The organism is Streptomyces sp. E11-3, from assembly GCF_046540415.1.
GTDB lineage: Bacteria > Actinomycetota > Actinomycetes > Streptomycetales > Streptomycetaceae > Streptomyces.
In genome coordinates this window covers 247,106-264,432 of the sequence record NZ_JAZGRL010000001.1, presented here as the reverse complement: position 1 = coordinate 264,432, position 17,327 = coordinate 247,106, and the positions used below count along the sequence as shown (strand labels likewise).

Here is a 17,327-nt window from a genome sequence, read left to right as displayed (position 1 = left end):
GTGGTGCGACTTCCGCGTCCGTAGGGCCGCCCTGAAGTGCCGCGGTCTCGGGGCGTGCCGCATAATCGGCCGCCATGAGATCCATCAGAGCGGCAGTCGTGGGCGCCGCGCTCGTGCTCACCGTCTCCTCCTGCGGTACCGGCGGTGATTCCACGAGTGCCGACGCCGGATGCCCGTCGGGTGCCTCCGACCCCCAAAAGTCCTCGACGGGTTGGGACCGCCCGGCGGACTTCGACAACGACGGTTACCCCGATGCGGTGGCGGTGGTGCGCGGCGACCCGGCCACCGCCAAGGGCGCCCCGCCCGTCGTACTGAGCCGCTCGCTCGCGGTCTTCATGGGCGGCAAGGACGGACTGCGTCCCACCGGCCAGCCGCTGGCCGACGGCGTGGTCCCGCCGGGCTCCGGCAGTAGGTGGAAGGAGGGTTTCGCCTACACCTACACCGCCGATCTGGACGCCGACGGCTATACCGACGTGCTCGCCGAGCAGCGGATACCGAAAAACGAGCACGCCGACCACCCCGGATCGATGGTGCTCTTCCGTGGCGGCCGGAGCGGGCTGAGCGCCAAGCCGGTCGCCGTCCCCTTCCCGGAAGGCGACAAGCACACCGAGTCCCCGCCCACCGCGGTCGGCGACTTCAACGGCGACGACCGGGCCGATGTGCTCGCCCCGATCCCGGGGAAGGAACCGGGTGTGATCGGTCAGATCCTCTACGGCCCGTTCGGCTCCGACGGCCGCCCCGCCTCGACCCGCTCCGTCACCGTCCAGGGCCGCAAGCTCGGCCACTACTCCTCGCTGCGGGCCGCGGACATCGACGCCGATGGCCGGACCGACCTGCTGTTCACCGTCGAGACGGACGACTTCGCGGACGAGGGGACGGGCGGCAACCACCACCCCCTGCGCTGGCTTCGCGGCACCGCCAAGGACGGCATGGCGGAGGCCGAGTCACCGCCGGGGAAGTACGACGCCGGCCTCGACACCGGCACGGACTACGACGCGGACGGCTACCCGGACACCCTGACAGGACCGAGCCGGCAGGGCGCTGGCCGGCCGATGCTGCGCGGCGGCCCGGACGGATTCCGCCCCGGTATCCACAGCCTGCGTTCCGACAGTAAGGGCGGGGCCATGGTCACCGGCGACATCACCGGCGACGGGCGGGCCGAGGCCGTGTCCACCGTCGGGACCGGCAAGTACGCCACCACGAAGCAGATCTGGGTGTCGGAGCTCAAGGCGACGAAGGACGGCGCCCGGATGCACTCCGTGCAGCGCATCTCGCACAACGACAAGAACCTCCCGGGTGCGGCCGCCGGAAACAGGTTCGGCGAATCCCTGCAGCTCCTCGACGGCGATCGGGACGGCTGCGCCGACCTGCTGACCGGCGCCGAGTTCACCGGATCGTCCTACCAGCGCGGCGGCTTCTGGGTGTTCCGCGGCGGCGCCGACGGGCTGCGCACCGACGGCATTCGTCACTACGGGCTGCGGGAACTGGGGCTGCTGACGAAGTGAGAGCCTGTTTCCGAACCCCGGCGCGCGGTGTCCAGGCCGAGTACGGGCACCTCAGGACCTGCGCGAGCGGGCCGATTCGGGAGGCGGCGGTGCGGCCGTACTGTCGCGGAGCTCCAGCCTGGGCAGCTCGGCCTGGACATGCCGGATGGGGCCGCCGTCCACCAGGGCGAGCAGCTCCTCGGCCGCCAGTCGGCCGAAGCCACCGGTGTCGCGGACGAGGGACGTCAGCCGCGGGTGGGTGACCCGGCACAGCGGGGAGTCGTCCCAGGCGACGATCGACAGCTCCGCGGGGACGGCAACCCCGCGCCCGGCCGCCACCGACGCTCCGGCCACGGCCATCACGTCGTTGTCGTAGACGAGGGCGGTCGGCGGCAGCGGACCGGCCAGCAACTGCCGGGTGGCTTCGGCGCCCTCGGTGTCGGAGTAGTCGGTGGTGACCGAGCGGACCTCGTCGGCGCGCAGACCGAGCCGCTCCGCCTCGGCGCGCAGCGCCAGGATGCGGCGCTCGGTGTGGGCCAGGCCCGGCAGTCCGGCGATGTGGACGATACGGCGATGCCCGAGGCCGTACAGGTGGTCGATGATGGAGCGCATCGCGGCGGCGTCGTCGGCCCACACGTTGGAGATCGGAGAGGGCTCCTCGGACGCGTCCGGGCGCGGCGCCAGGCCGCCGACGGCGACGGCGGGCAGCCCGAGTGACTCCAGCAGCGCCGGGCGCGGGTCGTCGGTGCGCGGGTCGACCATCAGCACGCCGTCGACGCGGTGCTCGGCCCACCAACGCCGGTACAGGGCGCACTCCGCGTCCACGTCCGGCACCACCTGGAACAGCAGCGCCGTACGGCGAACGGACAGGGCCTCCTGCACGCCGGAGACGAGCTGCAGGAAGAACGACTCCACGCCGAGCGTCTGCGCCGGGCGGTTCAGTACGAGGCCCACACAGCCGGACTGTTCGCCGGACAGCGCGCGGGCGGCACTGTTGGGCTGCCAGCCGAGTTGCTCGGCGACCCGGCGCACCCGAGCCCGCGTCGCGGGCGAGACGCCGTCCCGGTTGTTGAGGGCGAAGGAGACGGCGGAGGCGGATACCCCGGCGCGCTCGGCGATGTCCTTCATCGTCGGGCGGCGTACGGGGACGGGGCGGCGCGCCGCGGTCTCGGGGGTGTCGGGCGTGGTGCCCGCGTCGTCAGCGGGATACATGGCGTCCATCCTGTGCTGTGCTCTCCACCCGTAGTGCGATGGAGGGACTGTAAGCCACATGCCCGTCGCATACGGCTTTGACGGCTGCCCAGTACGTCCCTGGCGGGAGATCCGCGGGCGGCCGTACGTCGTAGCCGAGTTCCACCTCACCGTCGCCGGGCACCTCGACACAGACGGCGGCGGGGCCGAACAGCCGCCAGGTGCCGTACGGCGAAGTGGCGAGGACCTGGCCCCGTACGAGGCTGCGCAGAGTGTTGCGCAACCGGAAGCGGGCTCTGGCGTGGCCGCCCGCGGGGACGTGGACGACGGGGTCGAGGGAGTCAAGGGCGAGTCGGCCGGGGGTGGTTCCCGGCACGGTGACCGTCAGCGAGTCCGTGACGGCGCCCGGACCCTGGTCCGGTGTCGCGGTGACGCGGACCAGGTACTCGCCGGGCGTGGCCGATGGCGGCACGTCGATCGTGAGCGGGAACGCGGCGTGTCCGTCACGGGACAGGACCACCTCGCGGCGCTCCCACGACAGCCCCCAGCCGGGCGGGGCTTGGGCGGCGAGGGCGATGGCGGCTGGTGGGCCTCCGGGCGGGAGGTTGCCGCTGACGGTGACCACGGTTTCACGCGGTCCACGCGGGGTGAGGTTGACGGAGTACGGCATGTTGCCGAGCGGGGCGGTGCCGGTGTTGTGCAGCCAGTAGCGGCTGAAGTCGGGCGGGTGGCTGTGCTGGTGCTGAGGTGGGGGAGCGTCGGGCAGGGGCAGCAGCACCGTGGCGTAGTCGTTGCCGCGCAGATCCGCGTCCTCGCGCGGGGTGTCCAGGAGGTCGGCCTCCTCGCGCGGGGTGTCCAGGAGGTCGGCGGCGAGCGGTTCCGACGCGGCGAGGGGGCCGCGCAGGGCGGGCGTGGCCGGGCTCCCGTGGGTCTCGCGCAGCCGCACCGCGAGTGCGTCACCCACACCCTCGGCGAGCTTGACCGTCTCGACCAGCACCCGGTCGGCGGGCTCGACGGCCAGCAGCGAACGCCCGTCCGGTAGCTCGCCCGCCGCCGGTTCGCCGACGACCGCGGTGAGCGGTTGGTTGAACTCCCGGCCCCGGCGCACCATGTCGGCGTCCCGCCAGTCGCCGTCCGCCGCCACCAGCGCGTGCTCGAAGCGGTGTGTCCAGCGCTGGAGTTGGAAGGAACTGCCGTCCGGCGCGGTGCGCCGGGGCGGGTCCATCCACGCCCCACTGGGCCGCCCGGTGCAGGACCGCATGAGCGAGCTGTACAGACACCCCGCGGCATCCACGGCGAACCCCGGTGTCCCCCGCACGAGCAGCCCCACGGTCCGCCCCGCGAACGTACCGTGCTCCTCGACCCCTTCCCCGGGCACCGGGTGCACAGCGTCGAGCCCACCGCGCCGGGCAACCCACTCGCCAAGCCGAGCCACCCCCCTGGCCGCGCCCCCGCCGCGAGTGACCAGCACGGCCACCGGCAGATCGCGGACCCCGGTCAGGTCGCAGCCGGGCCGCCAGGTCTCGCGCAGTGGGCTTCGGGCGGGCACCCAGACGAGTGTGGGGGAGTCGGCGGTGCGTACGGTCTGCTCGTACGCGGGGTCGGCGGCGGCGAGTACCGCGGCGGTGAAGGCGTTCTCGTCGGGGCCGCCGATGGCGATGCGCAGGTCGGGCAGGCTGCTGTCGACGGCGATGTCACCCCAGCGCGGCCCGGCAGCCGGGGTCGGCGTCGCGGTGACCCCGAGCCGGGCCAGGGCGACCACGAGCTCCCGCAGCGCCTCCGCTGAAGTTGAGGTGGTGGCCCGTTGCCCGTGCCCCGGCAGGCCCGCGTCCGGCAGGACGAGCTCGACCGCGCCGACCGCACGCCGCCCCACTGGCGCCCCCTGCGCGTCGCGGAGGGACACCTGGCTGGTCGCCGACAGGCCGAACCAGTTCTGGCAGGGAGAGTCCAGGGTGCGCGGCGCCCGCGTGTGGTCCGCGCCCGTGTCCGCGCTGGGGAAGGCGAAGCCGCGTCCGATCACCGCGGCAGCGGTGTCGGCGACCGGCAGGGCGCCGGGAACGTCCGCGGGGACGCGCAGCCGCAGCAGCTGGTCGCTGCCGGTGAACTCCTCTACATCCGTGGTCAGTTCGACCCGGTGCAGGCCGTCCCACAGGGTGGCCGTGCGCCGCCAGCGGACCGGCCCGGTGCGGCCGGTCGCCGTGATGCGGGTGCCCAGCGGGCCGCGCTCCACGGTGCAGGACTCGGCCGGAGCGGCGCCCGATCCGATGCCGGGCCCCTTGGGCAGCAGATGCCACGGGCCCTCCTCGAAGTACGGGTGGGCGGGGTACTCGTCCTGGACGACGAGTTCGTCCACCTCGCCCTCGGTGAGCAACTCGCGGCCCGTACGCAGGTCGGTGACGCGGCACAGGCCCCCGCCGCGCGCCGGATCGGCCTCGATCCGGTACGTGCCGTTCTCGGCGACGGCGGGGACGGGCGGGCCGGACGGGCTGGGCGGGCCAGGCGACCAGCCACCTGACCGCGGGCAGTCGGCCGCGACCAGCCACCACGTGCGATGCCCCAAGGCCGGTACGTCCCGGGCGAGGAAGGCCACTTCCGCCCCGCCCGCCGCGTCGACGGCCTCGACGTGGACCGGTGCGAGGGCGCCTTGCGCGTCACGGACGGCGAACCGCTCGGGTGCGACAGCCCCCAGCACCCCCGCCGCGACGTGCATCCGCACCACATCGGTCCTGGCCCACGACAGCGTGTTGAACACCGTGACCGCGACGCCGGGGCCCGAGCCACTGGGCGGCAGCGTGTCCACCCGTTCCACGATGGCCCGCAGCGCCGCCCCACGTACCCGGGACGCCGTCTCGTGCGCCTCCCGCCAGGTGGGCAGCAGATCCAGATACACCTGGTCGGAGAAGGTCCCGGTGACGCCGTCGTGGTGGGCGGCGTGCAGCAGGTGCCGCCAGGCCCGGCCGAGGGCGTCCCGCGGATACTCCGCGAGAGTCAGCCCGTGGGCCAGCGCCGCCGCGGTCTCCGCCTGCTGCAGAAGGTTCTCCGCGGCCCGATGCGCCTGCTTCACGTCCGCGTACGTGACGTCCTTGCCCGCGTAGATCGGCCCCATCTCCCGTGTCACCGGCAGCGGCCGCTCCCCGCGCGCGGCGAGTTCGGCACGTACCGCCGCGAAGTGCTCGCGCGGCCCGGCGTGTTCGACCCGCGGCCACACGTACCGGCGCCGGAACGCGTGCTGGACGTGCATGCCCCACGGGTGTGGCCAGGAGAAGTCGGTGCCCATCGGGACGAGGACGTTCCTCGTCGACGCACTGGGCCGCAGCAGCTCGTACAGCTCCAGGAGTTGCTCGAAGGCCTCGTCCACGCTGCCCGCGCGGTGCGAGGGCCAGCCCGCGGAGTAGTGCGCCGGCAGATAGTGCAGCAGCAGCCCCTCGCCACCGGGCCCGATCCACTCGTACTCGGCGGGCAGTTGCATCCCCTTGGGCGGGCGCAGTGGCTCGCCCCAGCGGTCCATCATGGGCCCCCACTGGTGGTGCGGCCCGCGCGCGAGGACGGCGGAGTCGAGCCCGGCGCCGGCCATCAGCGCGGGGAACGCGGGGTCGTGGCCGAACACGTCGAGCTGCCAGGCCGTACGCACCGCGGCACCCAGGACGCCCTGGTGGAAGGCGAGGCCGTGCACCGCGCTGCGTACGGTCGACTCGGCACACGTCAGGTTGGTGGAGGGCTCGTTGTATGTGCCGCCGACGATCTCCACTCGACCCTCGGCGATGAGCTGCCGCAGCTCCGCGCGGTACTCGGGGTGGGTGTCCCAGAAGGGCTTCAGATAGTCGATCTCGGACAGGACGAAGCGGTAGCCGGGGTCGTCGCGGGCGGCCTGGAGGTGCAGCGGGACGAGGGTGAAGGCGGGCACGCCGACGTACTCCCAGCCCTTCTCCGGCTCGCCGGGGCGCTGCGGGGCGTCCCACAGGGCGGTGTAGGCGGCCTGGGTGTTCCACCACATCGGGTCGTAGTGGAAGTGGGAGACCAGGCGCAGGGTCCAGCCGGGCTCGGCGACGGTGATCTCACCGTCGTAGGCGGCGAGTTCCGCCCCGCCGAGTGTCGTCACGCGGACGGCGACGGGCAGCCGTTCGCCCGGAGCCGCGCCCTGGGTGCACACCGCGACCTCGACGGTGGCGGCACCCTCCTCAGCCCGTAGCAGGCGCGGGTGCGGGGTGCGCACCCGCCGCCCCTCGACGGTGACCGCGAGCGGCCCCGTCGGCCGGGTGCGGGCCAGCTCGACCCGTACGACCTGCAGGGGCGCCTGCTCGGTGCCGGTGAAGAGGCCCGGCGCACCGACCCCGGTGATCACGACGCCGCCGTCACTGTGCATGAAGCCTCCTGCTAAAGCGCATTAGTCCCATCGAGCTAAACCGCATTATGTGCCCAGCCCGGCGGTTCGGTCAGGCGAATGTCAATCCGCCTGAACCAAGTCGACCGTTACCAAACCGATATCGTTCTCTCGGTGGTCAGTACTTATGCGCATCAGTCCAGCTCGATGCGCATGTCAATACCACGCAGACAAGATCTTTCATGTCCGTGTAGGTCGCACAGATCCAGCCTCGCTCCGCCCGCGGCATTGACGAACCGAACGGACGGAGAAAACGTTGTCGCCGCTGACCGGCAGCGTCAGCCGGGTTTCTTCAACGAGGAGCGACATGAAGCGCCTACGCCTGCCCAGACTCACCCTCGCCACGGCCCTGGCAGCCGCCGTGATGTCGACCGCAGCCTGCGGCGTCGGCGGCTCGGGCGGGTCAGGAGACCAGCCCAAGAAGACGGGCAAGACCGAAGGGAACATCACCTTCCGGACCCTGCAGCTCAAGCCGACCTTCACGGACTACGTCCAGGGCGTCATCGACGCCTTCGAGAAGAAGTACCCGGACGTCAAGGTCAAGTGGGAGGACGTGCCCGGCGAGGGCTACAACGAGAAGCTCGTCGCGGACGCCCAGGCCGGCTCCCTGCCGGACGTCGTCAACATCAACACCGACTCGTTCCAACTGCTCGCCGACCGCGGAATCCTCGCCGACATCTCCCAGCTCGACCCCAAGGCCAAGGCCGACTTCGTACCCGGCGCCTGGGACCAGTACAAACTCCCGGACAAGGGCGACGCGGTCTACGCCTACCCCTGGTACGTGACCCCGGAGATCCTCACGTACAACAAGGCGCTCTTCGAGAAGTCAGGCCTCGACGTCGACAAGCCCCCGACGACCGTCGAGGAACTCTTCGACCAGGCCGAGCAGATCACCGAGAAGTCCGGCGGCAAGTACAGCGCCTTCATGGCCGACCCGAAGAGCCGACTGCCCGGCGACTGGCAGAAGATGGCCGTCCCGATCCTCAACGACGCGGGCGACGAGTTCACCTTCCACACCGACAAGGCCGTCGAGTGGGTCAAGCGGATGAAGAAGCTGTACGCCAAGGGCGCCATGCCCAAGGAGTCGCTGACCGGCGCCGCCGACATCAACCAGCTCTACGGCGCGGGCAAGATCGTCTTCGGCCCCGGCTCGCCCGGCTTCGTGAAGGACATCAAGGAGAACGCGCCGAAGGTCTACGACAACACCGCGGTCGCGAAGGCCATCACGGGCACGCTCGGGCACATCGGCATCTACACCCAGTCCATCGGCGTACGCAAGGACACCAAGCACCCCGACGCCGCGACCGCCTTCGCCAAGTGGGTCACCAACGGCCCCAACCAGGTGGAGTTCTCCCAGCACGCCACCATCTACCCGTCCAACGCCAAGGGCCTGGACGACCCGCGCTTCGCCGACCGCGGTGACGGCACCGACGCCGAGACCGTGGCCCGCGCCACCGGCGCCGACCTGCTGCGCGAGGCCCAGCTGGACGCCAACACGCCGGTGCAGTGGACCAGTCAGGTCGGCGACGCCGTGGTGCGGCAGATGCAGAAGGGCATCAAGGGCGACATCTCCGCCGAGGACGCCGTCAAGAAGGCCCAGGACGACGCCAACAAGATCCTCGCCAAACAGCGGGACCAGTGACGGACGCCATGACCAAGACCGCCGACCCGGAGCTCCGCGCGGACACCGCCGCGCGGAGCCCCGCCCCCGCCCCGAGCAAGCGCGAACAGCGGCGCCGCAACAAGGAGATGGAGACGGCGACGGGCCTGGTGCACCGGCGCTGGTGGACCCCGTACCTCTTCCTCCTGCCCGGCCTGGGCATGGTGGTGCTGTTCAGCCTCTGGCCGTTCGTCAACACCGTCATCCTGTCCTTCACCGACGCCCAGATCCTGCGCGGCGGCGGCTTCGTCGGCTTCGACAACTACACCCGGGCCCTGGACGACCCGGACTTCTACAAGGCCCTGACCAACTCGGTGCTCTACACCGCGGTCGTGGTCCCGGCGCTGGTCTTCCTGCCGCTGGCGCTCGCCGTCCTGGTACAGAAGAACATCCCCGGCATCGGGTTCTTCCGCTCGGCCTTCTACACCCCGGTCATCGCCTCGGCGGTGGTCGTCGGCCTGATCTGGCAGTGGGTGCTGCGCAGCGACGGCCTGGTCAACACCGTCTTCCTCAAGCTGAAGTTCATCACCGAACCGATCCCCTTCCTCACCGACTCCACGGTGTTGCTGTTCTCCGCGATGGCCGTCACCATCTGGAAGGGCCTCGGCTACTACATGGTCTTCTACCTGGCGGCCCTCGGGAACGTGCCCGCCACGCTGTACGAGGCCGCCGCCCTTGACGGCGCCGGGGCACTTCGCCGCTTCTTCAGCATCACGGTGCCCTCCGTCAAACCGATGATGCTGCTGGTCGGCACCCTCTCGGCGATCTCCGCGCTGCGCGTGTTCACCGAGATCTACATCCTCGGCGGCGAGAGCGGCGGCCCCGGCGGTGACGCCCGCACCCTGCCGTTCATGATCCGCGAGGTCGGCCTCGGCTTCGCCGGGGAGAGCGGCTACGCCTCGGCCGTGTCGATCCTGCTGTTCCTGCTGACCCTGGTCTTCAGCCTGCTGGGGCACCGCCTGTCCAAGGGAGACGAGCGATGACCACCCTGTCCTCCCTCGGCCGGAGTGCCGACCAGCGCGGCGACTTGGCCACCGGCCGGGGCCGACGCCGGATGACCCTTGGGCTCGCCGGACGCTATCTGACCCTGTGTCTGATGCTGGTGGTCATGCTGGGCCCGATCGTCTGGCAGTTCCTCACCTCGATCCGGGGCCGCGGCGAGAACGTCTACGACGGCGTGCTGCCCAGCCAGCCCACCCTCGACAACTACGCACGCGTCACCGAGTCCTTCCCGCTCTTCCAGTACGTCGGCAACACGCTGACCGTCGCCGCCCTGGCCGTCGTCTCCAACTGCGTGTTCGCGGCCATGGGCGGCTACGCCCTGTCCCGGGCGGGCTGGCGCGGCCGCAAGATCGTGTTCACGGTCCTGGTGGCGACGCTGATGTTCCCCTTCGAAGCCGTGATGATCTCTATGTTCCTCACGGTCCGCTCGATGGGCCTGGTGGACACCCTGATCGGCGTCTGGCTGCCGGGCGCGGTCTCGGTACTCAACCTCCTGATCATGCGTGCGGCGTTCCTGGCCGTACCCAAGGAGCTGGAGGAGGCCGCCGTCCTGGACGGCGCCAACGAGTGGCAGCGCTTCAGGCGGGTGTTCGTGCCGTCGGCCAAGGGTGCGCTCGCGGTCGTCTGCATCACCAGCTTCATGGGCGCCTGGGACGACTTCCTGTGGCCGCTGATCGTGCTCTCCAGCAGCGACAACTACACGCTCCAACTGGGCCTGAAGACCCTCGCGGGCGCCACCACCGTCAACGACCAGCGACTCATCGCCGCGGGCGCGATCGCCGCGCTCGCCCCGATGATGCTGCTCTTCTTCGCCCTCCAGCGCTTCTTCTTCAAGGGCGTCGGCGAAGGGGCGCTCAAGACCTGACGGCCACCCAACCCAGCCCGGAGCGCCCACCCAGCCCGGAACGCCCCGCCATACCGGAACGCCCGCCAGACGTGAACGCTCCCGCGGCCGACCCGACGCCGCCCGATCCGCCACGCGCAGGAAGCAGCGACTGCCGATGAACCACCCCTCCCCGTCCGTGCCGCGCCTCGGCGTGAACTACACCCCCACCCGAGGCTGGTTCCACCACTGGCTGGACTTCGACGACGCCTCCGGCATGGACAGCCTCCGCCGCGACCTCGACTCGCTGGCGGCTCTCGGCCTCGACCACATCCGGGCCTTCGCGCTCTGGCCGGTCTTCCAGCCCAACCGCACCCTCATCCGCGGCCGCGCCGTCGAGCAGCTGGGCCAGCTGGTGGACGCGGCCGCCGAGCGCGGTCTGGACGTGGCCGTCGACGCCCTTCAGGGGCACCTGTCCAGCTTCGACTTCGTACCGTCCTGGCTGCACAGCTGGCACCGCCGCAACATGTTCACCGATCCCGACGTCGTCGACGCCGAGGCCCGCTACCTCGAAACGCTCGCCGCGTCCCTCGCCGACCGGCCCAACTTCCTCGGCATGACCCTCGGCAACGAGGTCAACCAGTTCTCCGACAAACCCCACCCCGACCCCGACGTGTGCACCTACGAGCAGGCCGGGCAGTGGCTGGAGCGGCTGCTCACCGCCTGCGAGCGGGCCGCGCCCGGCCGGGTCCACACGCACAGCGAGTACGACGCGGTCTGGTTCCAGGACGGCCACCCCTTCACCCCCGCGCACGCCTCCCGGCTCGGCCGGATGACGACCATTCACTCCTGGGTCTTCAACGGCGCCGCGCAGCGCCACGGCCGCACCGGCACCGGCACCGTGCACCTGGCCGAGTACCTCATCGAACTGTCCCGCGCCTGGGCCACCGACCCGCACCGGCCGGTGTGGCTGCAGGAGGTCGGCGCCCCGGCGCCGCTCATCCCGGCCGAGCACGCCGCCGAGTTCACCGAGGCCACCCTCGCGGCCGCACTGACCTGCCAGGACCTGTACGGCATCACCTGGTGGTGCTCGCACGATGTGTCCCGCTCGCTGGCCGACTTCCCCGAGCTCGAATACGGCCTCGGACTGCTCACCGCCGAGCGCGCACTCAAGCCGGGCGGACGGGTCGTCGCGGACCTCGCCGCCCGGCTGAAGAGCGACCCGCCGCCTCCCGCGGCGCCGCGCCGTACCGCCCTCGTCCTGGACGCCGGTGCGGAGGACACGGCGCCGCTGCGCTCGGTCTGCGCCCCCGGCGGCACGTACTTCGAAGCCTGGATGCGCCTGGCCGCGCAGGGCGTACGCGCCACGGCCGTACTGGCGGGCCGGGCCCAGGACCCCGGGCACCTGGCCGCACGGGGCATCACCGACCTCATCCATCCGCAGGACGTCGGCTGACCACGTCCATCCGCAGGACGTCGGCTGACCACGTCCATCCGCAGGACGTCGGCTGACCACGTCCGCCCGCGACACCCCCACGAACAGGAGACCGCAGTGACTGACCACCAGCTCCGTGACTCCGCACCGCACGGGATCACCAGACGCACCCTCATAGCCGCGGGGGCGACTGCCGCCACCCTTCCTTGGCTGGCCCCCGGAACCGCCCACTCCGCCGAAGGCACGAGCGCCGCCGCCGAATCCCTCCAGCCGTACGCCTCCTACTGGTTCCCCGAGACGTTCCCCGACACACAGCAGCCCGACCCCGGCGCGGTGTGGCGCAGCCTGAAGGACTGGCGCCCCCAGGACGACCCCGACCTGCCGTTCAACACCTCCACCGTGCCGCTCGCCGAGCGCTTCACGCCCACCCCGGCCAACACCACCGCCCGCACCGACCAGGCCCGCGTCACCGCCCTGGTCTCCTTCGCCGGAACCGCCTCCAACCCGTCCCAGGGCTCGCCGAAGGCCGACTTCTACGCGCTCACCAACTGGGCGTACATCGACGAACTGGTCTTCTGGGGCGGCTCATCCGGCGAAGGCATCATCCTCGCCCCCAACGCGCCGGTCATCGACGCGGCCCACCGGCACGGCGTTCGCGTCCTGGGCAACGTCTTCCTGCCGCCCGCCGCCTACGGCGGCCTGCTGAAGTGGACCCGCGAACTGGTCCAGCAAGACGCCTACGGTCGCTTCCCGATCGCCGACAAGCTGATCCAGGTGGCCCGCGCGTACGGCTTCGACGGCTGGTTCCTCAACGGTGAGACCTCAGGCGGCGACCCCGCACTCGGCCGCCAGTTCGCCGACTTCGTGGCCGCGCTGCGGCGCGGCGCACCCGACCTGGCCATCACCTGGTACGACGCCTTCACCATCGAGGGCACCGTCGCCTGGCAGGGCGCGCTCAACGACCGCAACGCCGCCTTCTTCCACCGAGCGGGCGAGCGCCAGGCCGACACCATGTTCCTGGACTTCCGCTGGAGCGCGGCGAAGCTCGCCGCGTCGGCCGACTACGCCAGACGGCTCGGCCGCTCCCCGTACGAACTGTTCACGGGCCTGAACGTCGAGCCGAGCGGCTGGAACGGCAGCTACGACTGGGACGCCTTCGCCCCCGACGACCGCGGCCGCGACCACGTGACCTCCTACGCCTACTACCGGCCCGAGTGGACGCTGCACTCGCTGCCGCACGAGACCCGTACCCCCGCCCAGTTCCACGCGCGTGACGACCGGTTCTGGTCCGGGCAGCACACCGATCCCGCCCGCCCGGAGGGCCCTGGCCGCTGGCGTCCGGCCGCCCGGCATGTCGCCGACAGCTCGACGGTCACCGCGCTGCCCTTCGCCACCACCTTCAACACCGGCCACGGCCTGGCCTGGTACGAGGACGGCGAACGCACCAGCGCAGCCGAGTGGAACCACCTCGGCCTGCAGGACGTCCTGCCCGCCCGCCGCTGGCTGCTGCGGACCACAGGACAGCGGCCCGAGGTGGGCTTCGACTTCGCCGCCGCCTGGCACGGCGGCAGCAGCGTCCTGGTCGAGGGCACCCTCTCCCGCCCGGTGACCCTTGAGCTGTTCCAGACCAGGCTCAGGCCCGCGGGCGAGGCCGTAGTGGAGATCACGCACCGCGCCGACCCCAGCTCGGCCCCCGTCACCGTCGAGGTCGCCGTCGCCTGCGCCGAGGCCAGACGCCCCGGCCGCCCCACCGCGTACCGGCTGCTGCCCGCCGACTCGGTCACCGCCGCCGATGGCTGGACCACCTCGACCGTACGCCTGGACGGCATCCGCACCCTCCATGCCCTGGGCGTACGCCTGACCTCCCAAGGCGGCGGCACCATCCGCTGGCGGCTGGGGTCCCTGGCCGTACGCGACGACGAGCCCGCGGCCCCGGCCGCGCCCGACGGGCTGCGCATCACCGACACGCGCGCCGCCGCGCCCGACACCGCCGAGGTCCGCCTCGCCTGGCGGGCCCCCGGCGGCGGGGGGGTGCGCCACTACGAGGTGCACCAGGAACTCCCCGGTGGCGCCCGCCGCTTCCTCGGCGGCACCAGCGGCACCGCCTGCTACGTACCGGCCGTTCACCGCACCGGAAGCGAGACCTCGACCCGCCTCACGGTGCGGGCCATCGGCGCGCACTACTCCCCATCGGGCCCGGCCTCGGTCAACCTGGCCTGGTAGACCGCAGTTTCCGGCCCTCCCACCCTCGCACTGCCAAGGAGCACCCCTCATGCACGACGACCGCGACATCGTCGAACACCGGCTGCGCCGCGTGCTCAGCGAACGCGTCAAACCCGCCGTCTACGGCGCCTCGACCCCGCTGACCGTTCAGCGGTGGGACGCGCCGGGCGAGCCGGTGCCCGTCGCCGAAGGGCTCGCCGCCCCCTACCGGCCCGCGGCGACCGGGGACGCGTGGGGCCCGGCCTGGGGCACCACCTGGTTCAAGGTCACCGGGCAGGTGCCCGACGCGTGGGCGGGCCGCACCGTCGAGGCCGTCCTCGACCTCGGCTTCGACCGGATGATGCCCGGATTCCAGTGCGAGGGCCTGGTGTACCGCGCGAGCGGCGAGGCGGTGAAGGCCCTCAACCCGTACAACGCCTGGGTACGGATCGCCGACAGCGCCACCAGCGGCCAGCAGATCGAGCTGTTCGTCGAGGCGGCCGCCAACCCGATCCTCGTCCACCACGGCCCCACGTACGAAGGAGACCGGACCACCGCCAGCGACCAGCCGCTGTACCGGCTGGCCCGTATGGACCTGGCCGTCTTCGAGGCCGAGGTCTGGGAGCTCGTCCAGGACCTGGAGGTGCTGCAGTCCCTGATGACCGAGCTCGCCCACGGCGACGCCCGGCGCCACCAGATCCTGCGCGCCATCGAACAGGCCTTGGACGCCCTCGACCTCTCGGACATCGCCGCTACCGCCGCCCGCGCCCGCGCGCGGCTGGCCGGGGTGCTCGCCGCCCCCGCCCACGCCTCCGCACACCGCATCAGCGCCGTCGGACACGCCCACATCGACTCCGCCTGGCTGTGGCCCCTGCGCGAGACGGTACGCAAGGTGGCGCGCACCTCCGCCAACATGGTCAACCTCATGGACGACCACCCCGAGCTGGTCTTCGCGATGTCCCAGGCCCAGCAGCTGGCCTGGATCAAGGAGCACCGGCCCGAGGTCTTCGAGAAGGTGAAGAAGAAGATCTCCGGCGGACAGTTCGTGCCGGTCGGCGGCATGTGGGTGGAGTCCGACACCAACATGGTCGGCGGCGAGGCGATGGCCCGGCAGTTCCTCTACGGCAAGAAGTTCTTCCTGGACGAGTTCGGCATCGAGACCAAGGAGGTGTGGCTGCCGGACTCCTTCGGCTACACCGCGGCCATGCCGCAGATCGTCAAACTGGCCGGCAACACCTGGTTCCTCACCCAGAAGATCTCCTGGAGCCAGGTCAACAAGTTCCCGCACCACACCTTCTGGTGGGAGGGCATCGACGGCACCCGCGTCTTCACCCACTTCCCGCCCATCGACACCTACAACGCCGACCTCGGCGGCGAGCAACTGGCCCACGCGGCCCGCAACTACCAGGAGAAGGGCCGCGGCACCCGCTCGCTGGCCCCCTTCGGCTGGGGTGACGGCGGCGGCGGACCCACCCGCGAGCACCTCGCCCGCGCCCAGCGCACCCGCGACCTCGAAGGCTCACCACGCGTCGAGATCGAACGCCCGGACGCCTTCTTCACCAAGGCCCACGCCGAGTACGAGGACGCCCCTGTCTGGCAGGGCGAGCTCTACCTCGAACTGCACCGTGGCACCTACACCTCGCAGGCCAAGACCAAGCAGGGCAACCGCCACAGCGAGTCCCTGCTGCGCGAGGCCGAGCTGTGGGCCGCAACCGCCGCCGTACGCGTGCCCGGCTACACCTACCCCCAGGCGGACCTGGAACGGATCTGGAAGACGGTCCTGCTGCACCAGTTCCACGACATCCTGCCCGGCTCCTCCATCGCCTGGGTGCACCGCGAGGCCCGCGAGACGTACGCCCGCGTCCGCGACGAGCTGACCGCGCTGATCACCACCGCGCAGCGGTCCCTGGCCGGTGAGGGGGACACCGAGGTGGTCTTCAACGCCGCCCCGCACACCCGCGGCGGCATCCCCGGCGGCGGCGCCGCCCCGGCCGCCGCCCGCGAGGCGGCCCAGCCCGTCACCGTGGCACAGCGCCCCGGCGGCGGCTTCGTACTCGACAACGGCCTGCTCAGGGTCGAGATCGACGAGCGCGGCCTGATCACCTCCGCCTACGACATCGCCGCCCAGCGCGAGGCCATCGCCCCCGGCCAGGCAGGCGGTCTGCTCCAGATCCACCCCGACTTCCCCAACATGTGGGACGCCTGGGACATCGACGCGTTCTACCGCCACAACGTCACCGACCTGGTGGACGTCGACGCGCTCACCCTCGCCGAACCGGGCGGCGAAGGACCGGCCACTGTCCGCGTCACCCGCGCCTTCGGCAACTCCGCCGTGGAGCAGACCTTCACCCTGCGCCCCGGCGCCAAGGTGCTGGACCTCGACACCGAAGTGGACTGGCACGAGACGGAGAAGTTCCTCAAGGCCGCCTTCCCGCTGGACGTGAAGGCCGACCGCTCCGCCGCCGAGACCCAGTTCGGACACGTCTACCGCGCCACCCACACCAACACCTCATGGGAGGCGGCGAAGTTCGAGATCTGCGCCCACCGTTGGATCCAGGTCGAGGAGCCCGGCTGGGGCACCGCCGTCGTCAACGACTCCACGTACGGCCATGACGTCACCCGCGACATGCGCACCGACGGGGGCCAGACCACGACCGTACGGCTCTCCCTGCTGCGCGCCCCGCGCTACCCCGACCCGGAGACCGACCAGGGCCGCCACCACCTGCGCTACGCGCTCGCCCCCGGCGCGGCCATCGTCGACGCGGTCCGCGAAGGCCACCGCATCAACCTGCCGGAACGCACCGTCACCGGCGCCGCCGCCCGGACCGTCGAACCCCTGCTGTCCTGCTCCACCGACGCGATCGTCATCGAAGCCGTCAAGCTCGCCGAAGACGGCAGCGGCGATGTGGTCGTCCGCCTCTACGAGTCCGCCGGGGCCCGCAGCACCGGCACCCTCACCGCGGGCTTCGCACTGGCCGCGGCGATCGAGACGGACCTGCTGGAACGCCCACTCGCGGACGCGGCCGACTACCCGGTGACCGACGGACGCCAGGTCGACCTGGCACTCCGCCCCTTCCAGATCCTCACCCTGCGCCTGCCAAGGACTGCCGTCTGACGGCTCCGCCCCGGACTCTCTGATCCCCCGAAGC

Annotated in this window: 9 protein-coding genes; 7 read left to right on the top strand and 2 right to left on the bottom strand. The window is 71.7% G+C overall.

Going from position 1 to position 17,327, the window contains the following annotated elements; genetic code table 11:
- The first annotated feature begins 74 nt into the window (after positions 1 to 74).
- Positions 75 to 1,505 carry a hypothetical protein gene (locus U9R90_RS01160; RefSeq protein WP_411054460.1) on the top strand — a complete coding sequence of 477 codons (1,431 nt, stop codon included), beginning with the start codon at positions 75 to 77 and terminating at the stop codon, positions 1,503 to 1,505.
- 51 nt (positions 1,506 to 1,556) lie between these two features.
- On the opposite strand, the gene U9R90_RS01155 is transcribed toward U9R90_RS01160, so the two are convergent.
- Together U9R90_RS01155 and U9R90_RS01150 are read right to left on the bottom strand one after the other, a co-directional pair.
- A complete protein-coding gene (locus U9R90_RS01155; RefSeq protein ID WP_411057598.1) occupies positions 1,557 to 2,612 on the bottom strand; it encodes a LacI family DNA-binding transcriptional regulator in 1,056 nt (351 codons plus the stop codon).
- Between the two features lie 70 nt (positions 2,613 to 2,682).
- Positions 2,683 to 7,038, bottom strand: a complete 4,356-nt coding sequence (locus U9R90_RS01150; RefSeq protein WP_411054459.1) for a glycoside hydrolase — start codon at positions 7,036 to 7,038, stop codon at positions 2,683 to 2,685.
- Positions 7,039 to 7,363: 325 nt separating this feature from the next.
- Here U9R90_RS01150 and U9R90_RS01145 point away from each other — a divergent pair, with 325 nt between their 5' ends.
- The 6 genes from U9R90_RS01145 (at position 7,364) to U9R90_RS01120 (ending at position 17,293) form a co-directional block, all read left to right on the top strand.
- Positions 7,364 to 8,698: an ABC transporter substrate-binding protein gene (locus U9R90_RS01145; protein ID WP_411054458.1), complete on the top strand. Its 1,335-nt coding sequence runs from the start codon at positions 7,364 to 7,366 to the stop codon at positions 8,696 to 8,698.
- Positions 8,699 to 8,706: 8 nt separating this feature from the next.
- Positions 8,707 to 9,699 (top strand): carbohydrate ABC transporter permease, encoded by a 993-nt coding sequence (locus tag U9R90_RS01140; RefSeq protein ID WP_411054457.1) that lies wholly within the window; start codon positions 8,707 to 8,709, stop codon positions 9,697 to 9,699.
- Positions 9,696 to 10,583, top strand: a complete 888-nt coding sequence (locus tag U9R90_RS01135; protein WP_411054456.1) for a carbohydrate ABC transporter permease — start codon at positions 9,696 to 9,698, stop codon at positions 10,581 to 10,583. The genes U9R90_RS01140 and U9R90_RS01135 overlap by 4 nt, the downstream gene beginning before the upstream one ends.
- A gap of 136 nt (positions 10,584 to 10,719) precedes the next feature.
- Entirely contained in the window at positions 10,720 to 11,997 is a 1,278-nt protein-coding gene (locus tag U9R90_RS01130) for a glycoside hydrolase 5 family protein (RefSeq protein WP_411054455.1), read from the top strand.
- 96 nt (positions 11,998 to 12,093) lie between these two features.
- On the top strand, positions 12,094 to 14,199 hold the full coding sequence (locus tag U9R90_RS01125) for an endo-beta-N-acetylglucosaminidase (protein ID WP_411054454.1): 2,106 nt from the start codon (positions 12,094 to 12,096) through the stop codon (positions 14,197 to 14,199).
- Positions 14,200 to 14,248: 49 nt separating this feature from the next.
- Entirely contained in the window at positions 14,249 to 17,293 is a 3,045-nt protein-coding gene (locus tag U9R90_RS01120; protein WP_411054453.1) for an alpha-mannosidase, read from the top strand.
- Positions 17,294 to 17,327: the final 34 nt, after the last annotated feature.